Raw genomic sequence first — 18,321 nt, 5'->3', positions numbered from 1 at the left:
TACCCCTCTCGCACCTCGGCCCGGCTTCCTTGTGCGGAGCGCCGGGCCGGTGGGTGGTGCAGCCCCCGGTCAGAGCCCCGCGTAGGAGTGCTTGCCGGTGACGAAGATGTTCACGCCGTAGTAGTTGAACAGCCAGCAGGCGAAGGCGCCGAGGGCCAGGTAGGCGGCCTTGCGTCCCTTCCAGCCGGCGGTGGCGCGGGCGTGCAGGTAGCACGCGTAGGCGACCCAGGTGATGAACGACCAGGTCTCCTTCGGGTCCCACTCCCAGTACTTGCCCCAGGCCGCCTCGGCCCAGATCGCGCCCGCGATGATCGTGAAGGTCCAGAGCGGGAAGACCAGCGCGTTGATCCGGTAGGACAGCTTGTCCAGGGTCGACGCGGCGGGCAGCCGGCGCCAGATCGACGGCGAGGTGCCGAGCGGGCCCCTGGTCAGACCCGCCGCCATCCGCTTGTCGAAGGAGTCCTTGCCCAGGTACAGCAGGGTCGCGATGAACGCCGCGTAGAAGGCGCCGCCGCAGACGATCGCGGTGGAGACGTGGATCGCCAGCCAGTACGAGTGCAGCGCCGGAACGAGCTGCTCGGACTCGGTGTACAGCACCTCGGTGGCGATGCCGAGCGTGAGCACGACGGCCAGGGTGACCGGCAGGCCGAGCCAGCGGACCGGCTTCTTCGACAGCAGCAGGCCGACGAAGGCCACCGTCATCGCGAGCGCGAAGGCGCAGGAGAACTCGTACATGTTGCCCCACGGCCAGCGGGACACCGAGAGGCCGCGGGTGAGCACGCCCCCCACGTGCAGCAGGGCTCCGAGCACGGTGAGCGAGACCGCGATCCGGCCGGCCAGGTCGGCCTTCTCGCTGGTGCCGGCCGCACCCGGGCCGTCGACCTCGTCGTCGCCGCGACCGCTGGTCACCACCGTCGCGCCTTCGCCGGCCAGTGCGGTGCGGGTGAGCGTGGTGGTGCCGCCGCGCGCGGAGGCGACGGTGACGGTCACCTTCTTGGAGCCCTTGGCCTTGGCATCGGCCTCGGCGACGGTCTCGGCCAGGCCGGCCTGCTCGATGGAGCGGACGGCGACGGCACCCTTGGCACCGAAGGTCCACTCGAACATGTAGGCGAACATGGCGATCAGGTAGACGGCCATGGCCGAGTAGATCAGCTTGTTGGACAGGTCGGCCAGCTGTGGGTCGACCGACGAGGCGAGGTGCACCGTCTACTCCTTGGAGTTCTGGTCGGCAGGGACTGCGGGGTCGGAAGGTGCGGGTGGTGCGGAGGCCCCGTCGGCCTCGTCGGAGCCGTGTGCGTCGGCTTCGGCAGCGTCGTCGTCCGGGTCGTCGTCCGGGTCGTCGAGCGCGGGCGCGTCGTCCTGGAGGTCGACCGCCAGCTCGGCCAGCTCCTCGGCGATCTTCGCCGACTCACTGCGGCCCAGCCCGGCCAGCTCGACCAGCGTGCCACCGTCCGGAAGCGCCACCGCCCGCACCCAGATCCGGCGCCGCTGCACGAACAGCGAGCCGATCAGGCCGAGGATCGCCAGCACCGCCCCGACGAGGGCGATCCCGTTGCCCGGACGGTGCGAGACGTTGAAGCTGGCCCACTGCTTGTAGCCCTCGAAGGTGACGCTCCCGTAGCCGTCCGGAAGGGTCCAGCCCTGGCCCGGCTTCAACCGGACCTTGGCGGGCTCGCCCTCCTGCTGGAGCTGGGTGAGGTTCTTCGTGTTGAGCTGGTAGATGTTCTGCGGCAGGCCGGAGTCGGTGCCCAGGTCTCCCGCGTAGGCGTTGAGCACCAGCGCCGGGTCCGCGTCACCGGGGAACAGCGAGCGCGGGCCCGTGTTCCGGTCGAACGCCACCGGGGCGGTCGGCAGGAAGAAGCCGGAGAAACCCATCTGGGTCTTCTTGCCGTCCTTGTCGCCGTAGTCGGAGACCTTGACGACACCGGTGGACGTCAGGTTGCCGTCCTGCGGCAGGAACGGGGTCGCGCCGGTGTAGACGACGTCGCCCGCGCCGTTCCGCACGGTGATCACCGGGGCGTAGCCGTGCCCGATCAGGTAGAACTTGCTGCCGCCGACCTCCAGCGGGTGGTTCACCTCGATCGTGCCCTGCTTGAGCTTCCCGGCGTCGCTGCCCCCGTAGTACTCGACGTGCGCGGTGAACTCCCGTGCGCTGCCGATCTGGTCGCCCCGGCTCTGGAACTTCGAGGTGAAGTTCTTCAGCTTCACGTAGAACGGGTCGAGGTCGTCGGTGCCGTAGAACCTGGTCCCGGTGAAGTCGTCCAGCTGCGTGATGGTGTTCGAGTAGCCCTCGCCCTCGACCAGCAGCTTGCCGCCGGTGCCGCTCGCCAGGCTCGCCCAGGCGAAACCGCCGAGCAGCGCGAACAGCGACAGGTGGAAGACCAGGTTGCCGACCTCGCGCAGGTAGCCCTTCTCGGCCGCCACCGCGCCGCCGCCGAGGTGCGCGCGGAACCGCCGCGCCCGCAGCAGCCGGTGCGCGGCGGCGTTGACGTCCGCGACGTCCGCGTCCGTCCGCCAGGCCGCGTACACCGGCATCCGGGTCAGGTTGCGCGGCGCGGCCGGCGGCTGCGCCCGCAGCACCCCGACGAACTGCCAGGTGCGGGGGACGATGCAGCCCGCCAGCGAGACGAACAGCAGGATGTAGATCGCCGAGAACCAGACCGAGCTGTAGACGTCGAACAGCTGGAGCTTCTCGTAGATCGGCGCGACCGTGGCGTGCTGCGCCTTCCAGCTCTCGACCTTGAACTGGTTCTGGCCGTTCTGCGGGATCAGCGAACCGGGGATGGCCGCCAGCGACAGCAGGAAGAGCAGGATCAGCGCGACCCGCATCGACGTCAGCTGACGCCACATCCAGCGCAGCCAGCCGAGCACGCCGATGCCGGTCGGGCCGTCCGACTCGATCGGGGCGGTGGTCATCCTCTCCGCCGCGTCCTCGACCTCCTGCGCGGGCAGCTCGGTACCGGTCGTGGTCTTGCTCACGGTCAGATTCCGATCTGGAAGGAGGCGGTCCAGGACTGCAGCTCGTTCACCATCGAGTTCCAGAGCCCGGTGACGAGCAGCAGACCGACCACGACGAGCATGCCGCCGCCGATCCGCATGACGAGCGGGTAGTGCCGCTTGACCCAGCCGAAGGCGCCCAGCGCCCGGCGGAAGGCCACCGCGGCCACGACGAACGGTACGCCCAGGCCCAGGCAGTAGGCGGTCATCAGCAGCGCGGCGCGGCCGGCATCGGCCTCGTTGAGCGCCAGGTTCTGCACGGCGGCCAGGGTCGGGCCGAGGCAGGGCGTCCAACCGACGCCGAAGACCACGCCCAGCATCGGCGCGCCGACGAGGCCGACCGCCGGGCGGCGGTGCGAGCGCAGCTCGCGCATGCTCAACCCGGGCACCAGCCCCATGAAGGCCAGGCCCATCACGACGGTCAGCGCGCCGAGCACGATCGAGATGACGCGCTCGTGCTCCAGCAGCGTCGACCCGAAGTAGCCGAACAGCGCCCCGGTGGAGACGAAGACGGCGGTGAAGCCGAGGATGAACAGCAGCACCCCGGCCAGCATCCGGCCGCGCCGGGCCCCGCGCGCGTCCGCGAGGTCGGCGGCGGAGAAGCCGGTGACGTAGGAGAGGTAGCCGGGCACCAGCGGCAGAACGCACGGCGAGAAGAACGACACCAGACCGGCCACCAGCGCGATCGGCACGGCCACCAGCAGCGCCCCGCTCTGGATCGTCCCGGTCGTGTCGGCGAGGAGTGCGGCACTCACTGCTTCTGCTCCGCGAGCACCGGCTGGATCATCGACTCCAGGCCGTCGTCGATCTGGCCGCCGACGGCCCGGGCGGCGAGCTTGCCCTCGCGGTCGACCACGATGGTGGTCGGCACGGACTGCGAGTTGAGGCTGCCCTTGGGGAACTTCAGCAGCTGGGTGCCCGCAGGGTCGTAGAGGCTGGGGTAGGTGACGCCCTTCTCCTGCTCGAAGCGGACCGCGTTGGCCTTCTCGGGGTCCCGGGTGTTGATGCCGAGGAACTGGACGCCCTGGTCCTTGTACTTGTCCCAGACCCGCTGGAGGTCGTCCGCCTCGGCCCGGCACGGCCCGCACCAGGAACCCCAGACGTTGAGGACGACGACCTTGCCCCGGTAGTCGGAGAGCTTGACCGGGGTGTCCTCCAGCGTGTTGCCGGAGATGTCCGGCGCGTCCTGGCGATGTCCGGCGGCAGCCGTGGAGATGTTGCTGCCCTTGGCCTTGACGAAACCGATCTGGCCGTCACCGCTGGCCGACGAACCGGAGGAGGAACAGCCGCTGAGGGCGAGCGCGGCGGCGACGGCGGTGGCGGCGGCCGCTGCGGCGAGACGGGGACGGGGGCGCGTCATGCCAGACATGTGAAAAGTTTCGCATGGAGTTCCAGGCAGGTTCGGGGGGGTCCGGCCTTCCGTGTCGAACCCCCTCTGACCTGCGGCGGTACCGGAGCGGCGGGTCGCGGCGAGGGTGATGAACCCCATATTTAGCCGGGCCCTACATCGGGCGGGGGCACTCGTCCCGTCCGCCGCACGGCGTCCGTGGCGGCGGAGCCGCGTGCCCCGGGGCACGGGGTTCCGCCGCCACGGCGGTGACGCTGCGGCGAGCACGCCACGGCGAGGACGCCACGTCACGAGGACGCCACGCCGCGGGGAGGGCGTCGCCGCGGAGGGCGCGGGGTCAGGCGCCGAAGCTCTTGCCCACCGGCTTGCTCTTGCCGCCCTTGCCGACCAGGTGCACCGGCAGCAGGTCGCGGGCGGGCTCGCGGTAGCCGACCGACACGATCCGGTCCCCCTCGTACGTGAAGCTGGTCAGCGAGGCCAGCGAGCACTGCCGGTTGCGCGGGTCGTGCCAGAGCCGGCGGCGCTCCACGAAGGAGCGGACGATCCAGATCGGCAGCTGGTGGCTGACGCAGACCGCCTCGTGCCCGCGCGCGGCGTCCCGGGCGGCGGCCAGCGCGCCCATCATCCGCACCGCCTGCTCCAGGTACGGCTCGCCCCAGGAGGGCCGGAACGGGTTGGTGAGGTACTTCCAGTAGGCCGGGTTGCGCAGCGAGCCGTCGCCCACCCCGAAGGTCTTGCCCTCGAAGATGTTCTCCGCCTCGATCAGCCGCCCGTCCACCGCGACGTCCAGGCCGTGCGACTTGGCGATCGGCTCGGCGGTCTCCTGGGCCCGCTCCAGCGGGGACGCCACCACGTGGGTGATGTCCCGGCCGGACAGGTCCTCGGCGACCCGGTCGGCCATCTGCCGGCCCAGCTCGGACAGTCGGTAGCCCGGGAGGCGGCCGTACAGGACGCCCTCCGGGTTGTGCACCTCGCCGTGCCGCATCAGGTGGACGACGGTGATCTCTTCGGCACTCACTTCTCAGTACTCCTGGGAGCTTCGTAGGGGTCGTCCGGAGCCTAGGCCGTGGCCGGGGCGGTGGCCTCGGCGGCCGCCCGGGCGGCGATGGGCAGGGCGGCGGCGATCCGCTCGACCGCCCGCTCGTCGTGGGAGGCCGAGACGAACCAGGACTCGAACGCGGACGGCGGCAGGTAGACGCCCTCGGCGAGCATCGCGTGGAAGAACGCGGTGAAGCGGAACGCCTCCTGGGTCTTCGCCCGCTCGTAGTCGGTGACCGCGCCCTCGGTGAAGAACACCGAGAACATGTTCCCGGCGGTCTGCAGCCGGTGCACGACGCCCTCCTTGGTCAGCGCGTCCGACACCAGGCCGGAGACCTCGGCGGCGACCCGGTCGACGGTGGCGTACACCTCGTCGGTGCAGCCCCGCAGCTGGGCCAGGCCGGCCGCGGTGGCGATCGGGTTCCCGGAGAGCGTGCCGGCCTGGTAGACCGGGCCGGCCGGGGCCAGGTGGGCCATCACGTCGGCACGGCCGCCGAAGGCCGCCGCCGGGAAGCCGCCGCCCATGACCTTGCCGAAGGTCAGCAGGTCGGGCGCCCAGCCCTCACGCGCCGCCTCCAGGCCGTACCAGCCGGCCTTGGAGACGCGGAAGCCGGTCATCACCTCGTCGGAGATGAACAGCGCGCCGTTCTCCCCGCAGACCCGGGCCAGGCCGGCGTTGAAGCCGGGCAGCGGCGGGACGACGCCCATGTTGCCGGGCGAGGCCTCGGTGATCACGCAGGCGATCTCGCCGGGGTGGGCCCGGAAGGCCTCCTCGACCGCGGCGAGGTCGTTGTACGGCAGCACGATGGTGTCGCCGGCCTGCGCGCCGGTGACGCCCGGGGTGTCCGGCAGGCCGAAGGTGGCCACACCGGAACCGGCGGCGGCCAGCAGCGCGTCCACATGGCCGTGGTAGCAACCGGCGAACTTCACGATCTTGGCCCGGCCGGTGAAGCCGCGGGCCAGCCGGATCGCCGACATGGTGGCCTCGGTACCGGAGGAGACCAGGCGGACCTGCTCGACCGGGGCGACCCGCGCGACGATCTCCTCGGCCAGCTCGACCTCGCCCTGACCGGGCGTGCCGAACGACGTGCCGCGCGTCACCGCCTCCCGGACGGCGTCGAGCACGGCGGGATGCGCGTGGCCGAGGATCATCGGGCCCCACGAGCAGACCAGGTCGACGTACTCGCGCCCGTCGGCGTCGGTCAGGTAGGGGCCGGTGCCGGACACCATGAAGCGCGGCGTACCTCCGACGGCGCGGAACGCGCGCACCGGGGAGTTGACGCCACCGGGGGTGACGACCGAGGCGCGGTCGAAGAGCGACTGGGACTGGGGTGCTTCGTAGGGGTAGCTCACGTGGGACATGGTCTCAAATCGTGTCCTTCTCCTCTGCATGTCGGACCTCATCATCTGGAACGATGATCCGGGCGCCAAAGTCTGTACGGTTATCCGTACAACGGGTCCCCTGGCTGTGTCGGCTCTCCGAACCAGTCAGACTATGTACCCGGAGTGCGTCCAGAGTGCCCCGCACTCGGGATGCACGGGCACTCCGTGTCGATGCAGGGGTGTGAAGAGGACTGCCGCGTACCTCGACTGGGTACGGCGGCGCATGACGGGTAAGGAGCACGTCCGGCGGGACGCCGGGTGTGCGGGGGTCTGTCGATTCCGGCGAATTCCGGTGAGGATGGTCCGAGTGTCCGAGGCGCAGGACGGCTACGACGAGGCCGCGGGTGGCCCCCGCCGCCCCGCCGAGGCCGCACGCGGGGGTACGGGAGCGGGAACGGGGCGTGGCGGTCGTGGTGGCGAGAGGCGGGGTGAGGGACGCGTGGGGGTGACCTACAAGTACTTCGGGGCACCCGACCGCGCCACCGCCGCCAGAGTCCCGACGGCGCTCGGCCCCGGCGGGCTCGGTCTCGACGCGGGTGAGCTCGGCTCGCTCGGCCGGCTCGGGGACCTGATGGAGACCAGCGGCTCGCCCAACGGCCACCTCTCCACCAAGATCAAGCCGGAGACCATGAGCGCCATGGTCCTCACCGGCATCCAGGGCGTGCCGCTGCACCAGGTCCCGCCGCTGGAGCTGGTGGTGCTGCACCCCGACTACGCCGTCGTGCAGCTCCCGCAGAACGTGGTCGAGCCGCTGCGCAAGGCGGACGAGACCGAGCTCGGCGCCGCAGCGTTCATCTGGTCCACCGTCCCCGACCGCCGGGGCCCGCGCGACGCCTTCGTGATCTACAGCATGCTGCACGAGTGGCAGGACTTCGCGAACCGCCTGCACGACGCCGGCCACCAGCTCTACTGTCTCGTCTGGCCCTGATCCCTCCGGTCCGGACCCGGACCCGAACCTGGGATACCTGACACCGGAACACCTGACACCGGAACACCCGCCCCGGCCCCGAACCGACGTTCGGGGCCGGAGTCGTCGGCAGGTCAGCCGCCGGAGCCGTAGGTGGTGTTGGCGCAGATGTCGTCGTCGGCCGAGCGGGCCTCCTCGGTGACCGAGGTGGGCAGCGGGGCGGGCGCGGTCGGGGTGGCCGCCGGCGCACCCGAGGCGGCGGCGCCGCCGTTGGCGTCGGCGTAGTCCTTGCCGAGCACCACGCTGATCCCCGCCGCCGAACTGGCGGCCAGGGTGGCCCCGGGGAAGAGCGCGGCGACCTTCTCGGCGTTGGCCTTCTGCCCGGCGCCGTACTCGATCGTGGTGGTGGCCTTGTTGGTGGACTTCGCCGTCATGGTGCCGGTGACGGTGAACTTCGCCGCCTTGAGGGCCTCGCTCGCCTTGCCCGCCAGGCCGTTGACGGTCGTTCCGTTGTAGACCGCCACCTTGACCGGGGTCGTCACGGCCGCGGTGGTGGGCGGGGCGGTGGTGGTCGGGGCCGCCGGCGTCGGCACGGCCGGGGTCTCCGGCGCCGCCGCGGGTGCGTCGGGCTGCTGACCGGTGGCGTCCTTGCCGTCGAGGGTGTGGTCGGCCCGGATGGCCTCCCACAGCTTGTCGGCGTCGGGCTTCACCAGGTCGAGGTTGGCACCGTGGTAACGCCACGGCGGGGTGACGAACTTGAGGTCGTGCATGTCGATGCCCTTGAGCGAGAGCGCGAGGGACATCAGCTTGTCGACCGAGTTGAGGCCCTCGTCGACGCGCAGCGACTTGGTCGCGGCGTCGGCCAGCGGCAACAGGGTGGTCGGGTCGAGACCCTGCTTCTTCACCGTGCTGATCATCGAGCTCATGAAGGCCTGCTGACGCTTCATCCGGCCGATGTCGGAGCCGTCGCCGATGCCGTGCCGCAGCCGGACGTAGTCGAGGGCCTTCTGGCCGTCCACCTTCTGCTTGCCGACCGGGAGGACCTGCGCACCCTTCTTGTTGAGGTTCGGGTTGATGTCGCCCTCGTAGATCGCCTTGGGGAGGCAGACCTCCACGCCGCCGACGGCCTTGGTCATCGAGGAGAAGCCCGAGAAGTCCACGACGATGGTGTGGTCCACCCGGATCCCGGTGAGCTTCTCCACCGTGTTCTGGGTGCAGGCCGGGTTGCCCTCCGGTGAGCCGCCCGTCTCGAACGCGGCGTTGAAGAGGACGTCGTCGCCCTTCTGCTCCTTGGTCCACTTCCCGTTCGGCAGCTTGCACGGCGGGATCACGGCCAGGGTGTTGCGGGGGATCGAGACGCCGATGGCGTTCTTGTGGTCGGCGTAGACGTGCAGGAGGATCGTGGTGTCCGAGCGGGCGCCCTCGGAGTTGCCGCCGCCGAGGTCGGAGTTCCCGCCGCCGCGGCTGTCGGAACCGATCAGCAGGATGTTCACCGGCTTGTTGCCGTTGGCGTCCGCGGTGGCCTCCGGCGGGCGGTCCTTGCTGACCGCGTCCGAGTCGAAGGTCTTGATGTTGCCGCTGAGCTTGAAGTAGATCGCTCCGCCGGTGCCGGCTATGAGCACCAGGGCGCCGACCGCCGTCCAGCCGACGATCTTCTTGACGTTCCGCTCGGGCTTCTTGCCGCGTCCGCCGGACCTGCGGTGCCCGGAACCACCGCCCTGGCCCCCGTCGCCGCCCTGGCCGCCGCGGCCGCCACGGCCCTGCGACTGCGCCGCCTTTCGGGCCTCGGCACGTCCGCCGGCCCGGGGGGCCGGGATCGAGCCCGTGGCGCCGTCCTTGGCGGCCGGAGCCGCCGCCGCCCGGGCGCCGGAACGGGTGCCGGAGCCGGTGCCGGAACCGGTGGGGCCGCCCGTGGAACCCGCCGAGCCGGTCGAGCCCTCCGACCGTGGTCGGGCCACGCTGGGCTGACTCCTGTCTCGGCGACCCGACATCCCCGCACCTCTCACGGCTGTGCCATCGAACGAACGGCGGCCAGGAAATGCCCCCCTGGTGCCAGGTGGAGCATACAAGCCGACCGGAAACCGCCTTCCGCCGCGCCGGGTGAGGACGTCGTCAGGGGTCGGAGCACGGGTCGGGGCGGAGCTCGGGGCGGAGGTCCCGGCAGAGGTCTGGACCGGTGGCGGGACGGGCCGCGGTGGCCCTCGGCAGGGCGTTCGGCCAGGGACCCCGCCCTCCCCGACCCCCGTCGCGCGAGCGGGCGGATGCCCTCGCGCCCGTGAGCCCCCCTCCGTGAACCGGAAATGCCCGACCGCTGTCGGGCCGAATTCCGCGGTGCCACGCCACCGGAGGACGTCGAACGCGACGAAACAGGGAGGAGGGCGTTCGCGGACCTTCGGCCGCAGGCCGGGAATCTCCCGCTCGGTGCTTGACCGCCCGGATCGGACCGCCCGGATCCGGGTCGGAGGAGATCCGCGCCACGCCGCTTTCACCGGCGTTGTCGTCGGCGTTGCCACCGGCGTTGTCACCGCTGCGGCGACGGGGCGGCTCTCCGGTGTGCCGCCGGTGTGCCGCCGCTGTGCGAGGACTCCCGCAGCCCCGCCCCCGACTCCGATCGGACTGCCCGGAGTTCGTCCGCCGCCGTGCCTGCGCGGCGCCGGGGAGAACAGCCACACGCGAGCGGATTCACACCTCGGCGCGGAGGCCCGGAAACGATCCGCCCCCCCTGACGACTGCCGCCCGCGCCGGTTTCGGCTCGGCGACGTCTCCTCCGCGCCTGTCGAACGGTCATTTCCGTGGACCGGCCGCCGTGCTGCGACGTTCTGTCCGCCACAGTTCCGTTGATCCGCCGCGCACTCCACCGAAAAGGTTCACCGCCGCGACGGGGACCGGGCGCCACGGGCGGACCCGGCCGACCCGATGCGCCCGATCGCCGACCGTCCTTCGGGCGGCCTCAGCTCCGCGCCCGGCGCGCCCGGCGGACCGTGCGCTCGCTCTCCACCGGCTCCGCCAGCGCGCCGCCCACCAACCGGGTCAGCGCCGAGACGAACACCGTGCGCTCGCCCTCCGGCAGTGACTCCAGCACCTCCCGGTGCACCCGGTCCGCGATCGCCGTACCCCGCTCGACGGCCCGCTCGCCGTCCCCGGTGACCGAGATGATCCTGGCCCGGCGATCGGTGACGGACGGCCTGCGCTCGGCCAGCCCGGCCTTCTCCAGCTCGTCGACGGTCACCACCATGGTGGTCTTGTCCAGGTCCGCGAGCTCGGCCAGCTGGATCTGGGTGCGCTCGCCCTCCAGGGCGTGGAAGAGCACGCAGTACGCGCGCGGCGTGATGCCGAGCTCGACGAAGGCGGCCGCCATCCGCGTCGCCAGGACGTGACTGGCGTGGTCCAGCAGGCCGGAGATGTCACGGATCTGGCGCACGGGCGGACTCGTCGTCATGGCTCCGAGACTAGCAACACCGTCCGCAGGCGGATGATCCCGTGCGGGAGTGCCGGTCTCCCCCACCGGCACTCCCCCGCCGGCACTCCTCCACCGGCGCTCCCGCACGGGAACTCCCGCACGGGCGGGCCCGGCTACGGGATGCCGAGCTCGAACAGTGCGTACCCGGCGTACCAGCCGGCCGCCACCGCGGGCATGGCGAACAGGCCCGCCACCGTGGTCGGCCGCAGCCGGCGCAGCGCGATCGCCAGCCCGATGAACAGCGGGAAGGCCGGCAGCAGGTAGCGCGAGATGTTGCCGTAGATCTGGTTGCTGCTCAGCGCGGTGAACAGGGTCAGCAGCGTGTAGACCACCAGCACCAGCGGCGGTCGCAGCCGCAGCAGGAGCACCAGCAGCCCGGGCAGGGCGATCAGCAGCGCCACCGCGATCAGGTCCGGTGCGGGGTTGGACTGCCAGAACGTCCAGTGCCCGGTGACCACGTCCAGCGTGGTGCGGGCGGTCGAGGCCCCCCAGTCGAAGTAGCGGTTCCAGGCACCGCGCTGCAGCTTGAAGTAGCCGGTCCAGTCGCCCATCCGGTAGCCGACCCAGGCGACGTACCCGAGCAGCCCCCAGGGGGTGATCAGCATCGCGGTCAGCGGGCGGGCGATCCCGTCGGTGCGCCGGACCAGCGCCACCAGCGCCGTGATCGAGACCGCCGCGATCAGCGCGGCGGCGGTCGGCCGGTTGAGACCGGCCACCAGCGCGAGCGTTCCCGCGGCCAGCCAGCGCCGGGTCATCACGCAGTAGCAGGCCCAGGTGGACAGGGCGACGAAGAGCGAGTCCGAGTAGACCGCCCACTCCACGCCCGAGCCCGGGAAGAGCCCCCAGATCACCGCCGCGATCACGCCCGCCCGGAAGCCCCCGAGCCGCTCGGCGATCGCGAAGATCCCGGCCGCCGCGACGAACGAGGCGATCACCGAGACGACGATGCCCGAGCCGTACGGCCCCAGCCCGGTGATCGTCCCCACCAGGCGCATCAGCCAGGGGTAGAGGGGGAAGAACGCGGCCGAGTTCTCGTAGTAGGTGGCGAGCGGGTAGCCGTGCAGCGCGATCAGCTGCGGGTCGTAGCCGTTCTCGGCGATCCGCTGGTACCAGATGCCGTCCCAGGTCCCCAGTACGTCCCACGGCTGGGCGCCGCCGCCCCGCCCCGGGTCCTTCTTCAGGAAGTCCTCGGTGTGCGAGAGCAGCAGCAGGAAGACGGTCAGGCCGGTCGCCTTCACCACGGCGTACGCGCCGAGCGCGGGCGCGAACCGGTCGACCGCGGCGGCGAACCGCCCCTGTCGTCGCTCCGGCTCCGCCCCGACCTCCCGCTCCACCGTCTCCGGAGGCGGCGGCACTCCCGCGCCACCGCCCGACGACTCGGTGCTCGATGCCGTGCTCATCAGCTCTGGACTCCCCGCCCCACTCGTGACCGGCGCGCCGACCGACACAGCGACGCCGGCCGAGCCTACGACACCGCCTTCTCCCGCCCCACCCCAACCTTCCGTGTCCGCCCTTCCACCACCGGGAGCCGCGGCCCGGCAGCGACGGACGGCAGTGACGGACAGGCAGCGACGGACAGGCAGCGACGGACGGCGACGACACGCGGCGGGGAGACGGCGGTGACACGGCAGGGCCGCCGCCACCCCGGGCAGCGGGGCGGCGGCGGCCGGTCGGGGCGGGTCAGTCCCGGAGGTGGACGATGCCGAGCTTGGTGAGCTGCCAGAGCTGGGCGGGGGCACCGGTGTCGGCCGCGAGCTGGACGAGCGGGTTGCCCCCGGCGTCGAGCCGGCCGGTGGCGGTGACGACCTTGCCCTGGTCCTGCGAGTCGGCCAGCTTCCAGAGGCCGTCGCCGGCCGGTTTCACGAACCAGCGCTGGTTGCCGCCGCCGTGGCACCGCCACTGCTGGATGCGGGTGCCGGGTGCGGTCGAGCCGGCGTCGGCGTCCAGGCACATGGCGCGGTTGCCGCTGAAGGAGAGTTCGTAGCTGCCGCCGGCCCCGGCCTCCAGGACGAAGGACTGGTTGAGCCCGCCGGTGGCCGGATAGGTGATGGCGGCCCGGCCGTTGGTGGCGTCCCCGTACGTGCCGCCGCCGCTGAGGTCCAGCGCCCGGCCGTCGGCGGCATTGGCCAACCGGTACCAGGCGCCGTCCTCGGGCTCGTCGGCGATCGGTCGACCGGGGGTGAGCGGCTGGATGGAGGTGGTGTTCCGCTGGTCGAGCGTGCAGTACGCCTGGGTGAGGTCGGTGCGGGCGTAGAACTGGCCGAGGCAGACCCCCTCGCCGCGGTAGCCGGCCACCCGCAGGTGGTACGACTGGCGGACCATGTTCATGCACAGGCCGGGGATGCCGATCTGCTGGTCACAGCCGTTGCGGACCCACTCGGAGAGGTTGATGACGTCCCCGTTGGTGTACTCGTACGGGGAGCTGGTCCACTTCGCGCAGACCTCGTGGCCGAAGGCGACCCGGCGCTGGTCGAGGTAGCGGACGCCGGGCACCTGTTCGGCCGCCCCGCGCAGCGCGTCGCTGAAGAGCGGCACCACCCAGTTGTGGCCCCAGGCGAGGTCCTCGGGGAAGGCCGGGCAGCCGTCGGCGACCTTGCCGAGGTAGTCGTTGCGCCGGATGTCCGGGGTGATCGGATTGAAGTACGACTGGTAGACCAGCTGGTAGGAGCCGTCGGCGTAGCCGGCCCTCCGCATGGTCTGCCGGATGTTCTGCAGCGCGGCGACCACCTTGGGCCGGACCTGCTGGGCCCGGCGGGCGATCTCGGCGCTGCCGATGGTGTCGCGGCACCCCTGGTCCTTGGGGATCGGGAAGTACTGCGCGAGGCAGTGCATCATGATCCCGCTGAAGTCGAAGTCGTCGTTGGCGCCGATGGTGACGACGACGAGCTTCACGTCGTACGCGGCGGCCACGCCGGCGAGCTGGACGTCCTGCTTGGCCTCGCCGAAGTCCCCGCTGCCGGGGCCGGTGATCTTCGCCAGTTCGGGGTCGCTGACCAGGTCGCCGGTCTGGGCGCCGGAGCAGGCGAGGTCGATCGGGGTGACGCCGGGGATGTCGGTGACGAAGATCTCCGACTTGGGGTGCCGGTGGCAGTAGTTGGTGGGGCTGTCCGTCTCGGGGAAGTAACCGTCGGCGGTGTCGGTGCCGGCGCCCTCCCCGGAGATGGCGCTGTCGCCGAGGGCGACGATCGCGGGCGGGCGGGCGGTGGCGGGCGGGCGGTGGCGGCCCCGGAGCCCGCCGGGGCGGCGCCCGCGAGGGCTGCGGGGGTGGCGACCGTGCCGAGGGCGGCGACGAGGGCGCCCGCCGCCAGCAGCGCGCCGTAGGGGGAGCGGCGCGCGACCGTCCGGTTCCGCCGCGCACCTGCCCGTCGTGACCTGATCACACGCGACTCCTTGCGGGTGGGGACCGCCCGGCCGGGGGGTGCCCGACGGTTCGGAGCGTGGGGGGCTTCGGAGCTTCGGAGCGTAGAAAGGTGAGCAGGTCTCATATTCTAGGTACTGACAAGTAACGCAACAAGGCCCCTGACAACACCGGCAGTTGACGACCGACCGGACCGACCGGACCGACCGAACCGACGGGCCGGACGGGCCGGACGGGACCAACGGGGCGGACGGGGCGGACCGAACCGGCCGGGCTCACCGGTCGCCCCCGCCGGCCGCCCCCGGACATGCCGAGAGCCGCCGCCCCGCGCCCCAGGAGGGAAGCACGGGAACGGCGGCTCGCAGCGGGCCGGACCGGTCGCAGATCAGCCGTGGTTGACGCAGGTGTTGCCGAACGCGGGGTTCAGCAGACCGATGATGTCGATGGTGTTGCCGCACAGGTTGACCGGAACGTGGACCGGGACCTGCAGCTGGTTGCCGGAGATGACACCGGGGGAACCCGCGGCAACACCCTCCGCACCGGAGCTGGCCATCGCGGTGCCGGCACCGGCCGCCACGATGCCGACTACAGCGGCGCCGACGGCGGCCGTCTTCTTGATGCTCATACGAGCCTCCTGACTGTTCGACAGAGATGCACGGGGAGTGCGACATCTCCAACGAGACCCGGTCGAGCCGGTTGCTGGGGCACCCCCACTGTCACCCATCCGGAGGAACGGAACGGCCCGCCAGGCATTCGGGTGATCAGCACATCCGACCGTTTCCCCCCGAGCGCTCCCTCGTTCTCCCTGGCGGAACACGCTCCGCCCCGCTCCTCACGACGCTCTCTACGACGAATCGAGTCCCGCACATGCGCAAGCTCGCCCACGGCGTCCTCGGCACCGCGGCCACCGCCGCCCTGCTGGCCGCCGGCGCCGGCGCCGCCCACGCCCACGGCGCGTCCGCCGAGGGCGTCGCGGCCGGCTCCCCCGGCGTGGCCTCGGGCAACCAGATCCAGATCCCGGTGCACGTCCCGGTCAACCTGTGCGGCAACTCGATCAACGTGGTCGGCCTGCTCAACCCGGCGTTCGGCAACACCTGCGTCAACGCCTGATCCGGGGCGGCACCGCCGCCCGGCCCGCCCCCAGACGGGCGGCACCTCGACTCCGGGAGATCCGACGCCGGTCCAAGCCCGTCCGGAATTCCTCCTGGTCGTGCGTCTGCACGAATTCTTCCCGGCCGTGCGGGAATCGTTCGCGGCGCGCGGTGAAGCGGCGGCCGAATCATCGCCCGAGCCATGGGCGACACGCGCCATCTGGGCCGCCCGAGTGACAATCACGGCATTCCCAGAAGCCGACGGGCAAGGATTTCACCTCGCCCGGCTCCCGACTATTCCACAGACGGTCGGGCAGAAAACGGAGGAAGAACCACATGCGTAACCTCAAGAAGGCCGCCGCCCTGTCCCTCGCCGCCGCCGGTCTGGTGGTCGGTGCGGCCGGCGGCGCGTTCGCCAGCTCCGGCGCCCAGGGTGTCGCCGCCGGCTCCCCGGGTGTGCTCTCCGGCAACCAGATCCAGATCCCGGTGCACATCCCGGTCAACGTCTGCGGCAACTCCATCGGGATCGTCAGCATCCTGAACCCGGCGTTCGGCAACACCTGCGTCAACGCCGGCTGAACCGGCGGTCGCCGCACCGGTGACCGCCGTACTGCCGAATCCGTGCCGCACCCCGCCAGTGGCGGGGTGCGGCCCGCTACCGTGTGTGATCGAGGAGATCAACCCCCATGCAGAACGTGAAGAAGGCCGCCGTCCTCTCCGCCGCCGCCGCCGGCCTGGTGATGGGTGCGGCGGGCGCCGCCTCCGCCAGCTCCGGCGCGGAGGGCGTCGCCGCCGGCTCGCCCGGTGTCGTCTCCGGCAACCAGCTCCAGGTCCCGGTGCACATCCCGGTCAACCTGTGCGGCAACTCCGTGAACGTCATCGGCCTGCTCAACCCGGCGTTCGGCAACACCTGCATCAACGCCGAGGCGCCGCAGCACCACGTCGAGGACGACTGCTGATCCCGTCCGGCACGCGTTCCGGCCGCGCTGCCCTCCGGCCCACCGGCCGGGGGGCGGTTCGGCGTACCCGGGCGCGGTCCGGCCGCGCCGGGACCCACTCCCCCGAAGGGTGATTCCGCATGGTTTCGAAGAAGAGCGGGGCCGGCCTCGCCGCCGCCCTGGGTGCCGCGATGCTGCTCGGCGGCGCGGGAGCCGCACACGCGGCCCCGGCCGAGGGCGGTGCCTCGCTGACCAAGACCGACCTCGCCCAGGCACTCGGCGGCACGACCACCGGCCTCGGCTACGGCGTCGCACCGATCAAGGACCTGCGTCTGGACCCGTGGGCCAACTCCTCGGCCGACGTGCTGAACAACGGCGCGACCGTCAAGCCGGAGAACACCGGCCTGGCGCCGATCGGCACCGAGACGCTGACCGGCCCGCTCAGCGCCGGCGGCGGACCGCGCGACCTGCCGGTGGTCGGCCAGCTGCTCGGGGCACTGCCCGGCTGAGCCGGACGCCCGGCGGCCGTCCGCGATCCACGGCCGTACGCGGGAGAGCCCGGCACCCCCGTTCGGAGCGGGGTGCCGGGCTCTCCCGTGTACTGCGTCCGGCGTGCTGCGCGCTGCGGTGCGGGCGGCTGCTACAGCTGGGCGAGGCCGGCCAGGCCGGTCTCCTGCACCACGCCGGTGGCGGTCGCGGTGGTGGTGGTCGCCAGGTTGCCCACCGAGTCGGTCACCGAGATCCGCTCGTCCTCGTTGCCGAGGGTGGCCTTGGCCCCCGGAACGGCCTGGACGGCGCCGGTCACCAGCCGCGGGTCGATCTCGTCCACCTTGACCCGGCCGTCGGCGAGCTGTCCGGTGCCGTCCTGGACGACCGAGAGCGGCCTGCCGAGGCCCAGCCCGGGGGTGTCGGCGTGCAGCGGCGCGGCCGGGGCGTCCAGCAGCAGCTCGCCGAGGTCGGCGCCCTGGTCGACCAGGGGCAGCGGCAGCTCGGCCTTCGCGGTCGGGCCCACCTTGCCGGTGCCGAGGGCGGGGACGATCCGCTCCGGGATCAGCGCGCCGCCGGTGGTGTGGGCGGGCACGGGGGGCATCAGCAGCGAGGTCGGGATGCCGCCGGAGATCCGGCTGCCCAACGGCGCCACCGGCACGTCCACCGGGACCTGCTGGGTCGCCAGCTGGTCCTCCAGCGCCCCGACCTGCTCGGGGCTGACCGGGGCCGCGGCCGAGGCCGCCCCCTGGGAGGCGAGTACGCCCGCACCGACCGCCAGCAGCATCGCGCCGGCCCGCTTGGAGAACCTCATGCTTTTCACCGTTCCGCCTGTCCGTACTGGAGATCTCTGGGGAGGGCTGCGCGGGCGCAGCCCAAAGCAATCTGTCTCAACGAGCCACCGGGATCCCGGATTGCGGGCGTTAACCGGTTCGGGCTAATAATCCGACCGGGAAGGGGTTCGGGTCGCGCCTCCCGGACTCTTTTCAAAAATCCCCGTAACCTTCCGTGCCGTCATTCTTTGATCTGAACGTCAGTGACTGCAGACCGGGTCTGAGCGTTGTACGCGTTGTACGCACGGAAACTCAAGAGCATTTCAGAGAGGGATCTCCCCATGATCCAGAAGTCCTTCGCCGCCGCCGGGCTGGCTGCCGCCGCGCTGGCCGCCGCCGCCGCGCCGGCCTCGGCCATCGGTGACTCGGACGGCTCCGCCGGGTCCTTCCAGGGCAACGGCGGCACCAACTTCACCGGCACCGTCGGCGACCACAGCCCGAACTTCCACTTCCTGGACAACGCGAACGTCTGCCTGCCGGAG

General features: G+C 71.9%; 17 protein-coding genes and 1 pseudogene. 6 read left to right on the top strand and 12 right to left on the bottom strand.

Going from position 1 to position 18,321, the window contains the following annotated elements:
* Window positions 1–69: 69 nt before the first annotated feature.
* The 6 genes from ccsB to hemL form a co-directional block, all read right to left on the bottom strand.
* Window positions 70–1,203, bottom strand: coding sequence for a c-type cytochrome biogenesis protein CcsB (ccsB, locus tag PUR56_RS22995; protein WP_329950302.1), 1,134 nt, complete (start codon window positions 1,201–1,203; stop codon window positions 70–72).
* A 3-nt stretch (window positions 1,204–1,206) separates the two neighbouring features.
* Window positions 1,207–2,979 (bottom strand): cytochrome c biogenesis protein ResB, encoded by a 1,773-nt coding sequence (resB, locus tag PUR56_RS22990; RefSeq protein ID WP_443034549.1) that lies wholly within the window; start codon window positions 2,977–2,979, stop codon window positions 1,207–1,209.
* Between the two features lie 2 nt (window positions 2,980–2,981).
* Window positions 2,982–3,752 (bottom strand): cytochrome c biogenesis CcdA family protein, encoded by a 771-nt coding sequence (locus tag PUR56_RS22985; protein ID WP_329885511.1) that lies wholly within the window; start codon window positions 3,750–3,752, stop codon window positions 2,982–2,984.
* Window positions 3,749–4,357: a TlpA disulfide reductase family protein gene (locus PUR56_RS22980; protein WP_329950301.1), complete on the bottom strand. Its 609-nt coding sequence runs from the start codon at window positions 4,355–4,357 to the stop codon at window positions 3,749–3,751. Before PUR56_RS22980 ends, PUR56_RS22985 begins: the two co-directional genes overlap by 4 nt.
* Before the next feature lie 325 nt (window positions 4,358–4,682).
* Entirely contained in the window at window positions 4,683–5,330 is a 648-nt protein-coding gene (locus PUR56_RS22975; protein WP_329885745.1) for a histidine phosphatase family protein, read from the bottom strand.
* A gap of 74 nt (window positions 5,331–5,404) precedes the next feature.
* Window positions 5,405–6,745 carry a glutamate-1-semialdehyde 2,1-aminomutase gene (hemL, locus tag PUR56_RS22970; protein ID WP_329950300.1) on the bottom strand — a complete coding sequence of 447 codons (1,341 nt, stop codon included), beginning with the start codon at window positions 6,743–6,745 and terminating at the stop codon, window positions 5,405–5,407.
* A 466-nt stretch (window positions 6,746–7,211) separates the two neighbouring features.
* On the opposite strand from hemL, the gene PUR56_RS22965 reads away from it, so the two are divergent.
* The gene (locus PUR56_RS22965) at window positions 7,212–7,694 is read left to right on the top strand and encodes a hypothetical protein (RefSeq protein ID WP_327678121.1); all 483 of its coding nucleotides are present in this window, start codon (window positions 7,212–7,214) and stop codon (window positions 7,692–7,694) included.
* A gap of 113 nt (window positions 7,695–7,807) precedes the next feature.
* On the opposite strand, the gene PUR56_RS22960 is transcribed toward PUR56_RS22965, so the two are convergent.
* The 5 genes from PUR56_RS22960 to PUR56_RS22940 all read right to left on the bottom strand — a co-directional run bounded on the left by PUR56_RS22960 (window position 7,808) and on the right by PUR56_RS22940 (window position 15,116).
* Window positions 7,808–9,631 carry an LCP family protein gene (locus PUR56_RS22960; RefSeq protein ID WP_329950299.1) on the bottom strand — a complete coding sequence of 608 codons (1,824 nt, stop codon included), beginning with the start codon at window positions 9,629–9,631 and terminating at the stop codon, window positions 7,808–7,810.
* 992 nt (window positions 9,632–10,623) lie between these two features.
* A complete protein-coding gene (locus PUR56_RS22955; protein WP_329950298.1) occupies window positions 10,624–11,112 on the bottom strand; it encodes a MarR family winged helix-turn-helix transcriptional regulator in 489 nt (162 codons plus the stop codon).
* Window positions 11,113–11,246: 134 nt separating this feature from the next.
* Window positions 11,247–12,533 carry a hypothetical protein gene (locus PUR56_RS22950; protein ID WP_329950297.1) on the bottom strand — a complete coding sequence of 429 codons (1,287 nt, stop codon included), beginning with the start codon at window positions 12,531–12,533 and terminating at the stop codon, window positions 11,247–11,249.
* 280 nt (window positions 12,534–12,813) lie between these two features.
* Entirely contained in the window at window positions 12,814–14,043 is a 1,230-nt protein-coding gene (locus PUR56_RS22945; RefSeq protein ID WP_329950296.1) for an RICIN domain-containing protein, read from the bottom strand.
* A gap of 833 nt (window positions 14,044–14,876) precedes the next feature.
* Window positions 14,877–15,116, bottom strand: coding sequence for a chaplin (locus PUR56_RS22940; protein WP_329885518.1), 240 nt, complete (start codon window positions 15,114–15,116; stop codon window positions 14,877–14,879).
* A gap of 242 nt (window positions 15,117–15,358) precedes the next feature.
* On the opposite strand from PUR56_RS22940, the gene PUR56_RS22935 reads away from it, so the two are divergent.
* From PUR56_RS22935 to PUR56_RS22920, 4 genes are all read left to right on the top strand, one after another.
* On the top strand, window positions 15,359–15,601 hold the full coding sequence (locus PUR56_RS22935) for a chaplin (protein ID WP_329885519.1): 243 nt from the start codon (window positions 15,359–15,361) through the stop codon (window positions 15,599–15,601).
* A gap of 317 nt (window positions 15,602–15,918) precedes the next feature.
* Window positions 15,919–16,161 (top strand): chaplin, encoded by a 243-nt coding sequence (locus PUR56_RS22930; RefSeq protein ID WP_329885520.1) that lies wholly within the window; start codon window positions 15,919–15,921, stop codon window positions 16,159–16,161.
* 107 nt (window positions 16,162–16,268) lie between these two features.
* Window positions 16,269–16,541, top strand: a complete 273-nt coding sequence (locus PUR56_RS22925) for a chaplin (protein WP_329885521.1) — start codon at window positions 16,269–16,271, stop codon at window positions 16,539–16,541.
* Between the two features lie 119 nt (window positions 16,542–16,660).
* On the top strand, window positions 16,661–17,029 hold the full coding sequence (locus PUR56_RS22920; protein ID WP_329885522.1) for a hypothetical protein: 369 nt from the start codon (window positions 16,661–16,663) through the stop codon (window positions 17,027–17,029).
* 131 nt (window positions 17,030–17,160) lie between these two features.
* Here PUR56_RS22920 and PUR56_RS22915 read toward each other — a convergent pair whose 3' ends face one another.
* Entirely contained in the window at window positions 17,161–17,820 is a 660-nt protein-coding gene (locus PUR56_RS22915) for a hypothetical protein (protein WP_329885523.1), read from the bottom strand.
* A 300-nt stretch (window positions 17,821–18,120) separates the two neighbouring features.
* Here PUR56_RS22915 and PUR56_RS22910 point away from each other — a divergent pair.
* Window positions 18,121–18,321, top strand: a pseudogene (locus PUR56_RS22910) (rodlet layer protein); the annotation flags it as partial.

The sequence above is a fragment of the Streptomyces sp. BE303 genome (assembly GCF_036290945.1).
Taxonomy (GTDB): domain Bacteria; phylum Actinomycetota; class Actinomycetes; order Streptomycetales; family Streptomycetaceae; genus Kitasatospora.
This window is presented reverse-complemented; position numbering and strand designations above follow the sequence as displayed.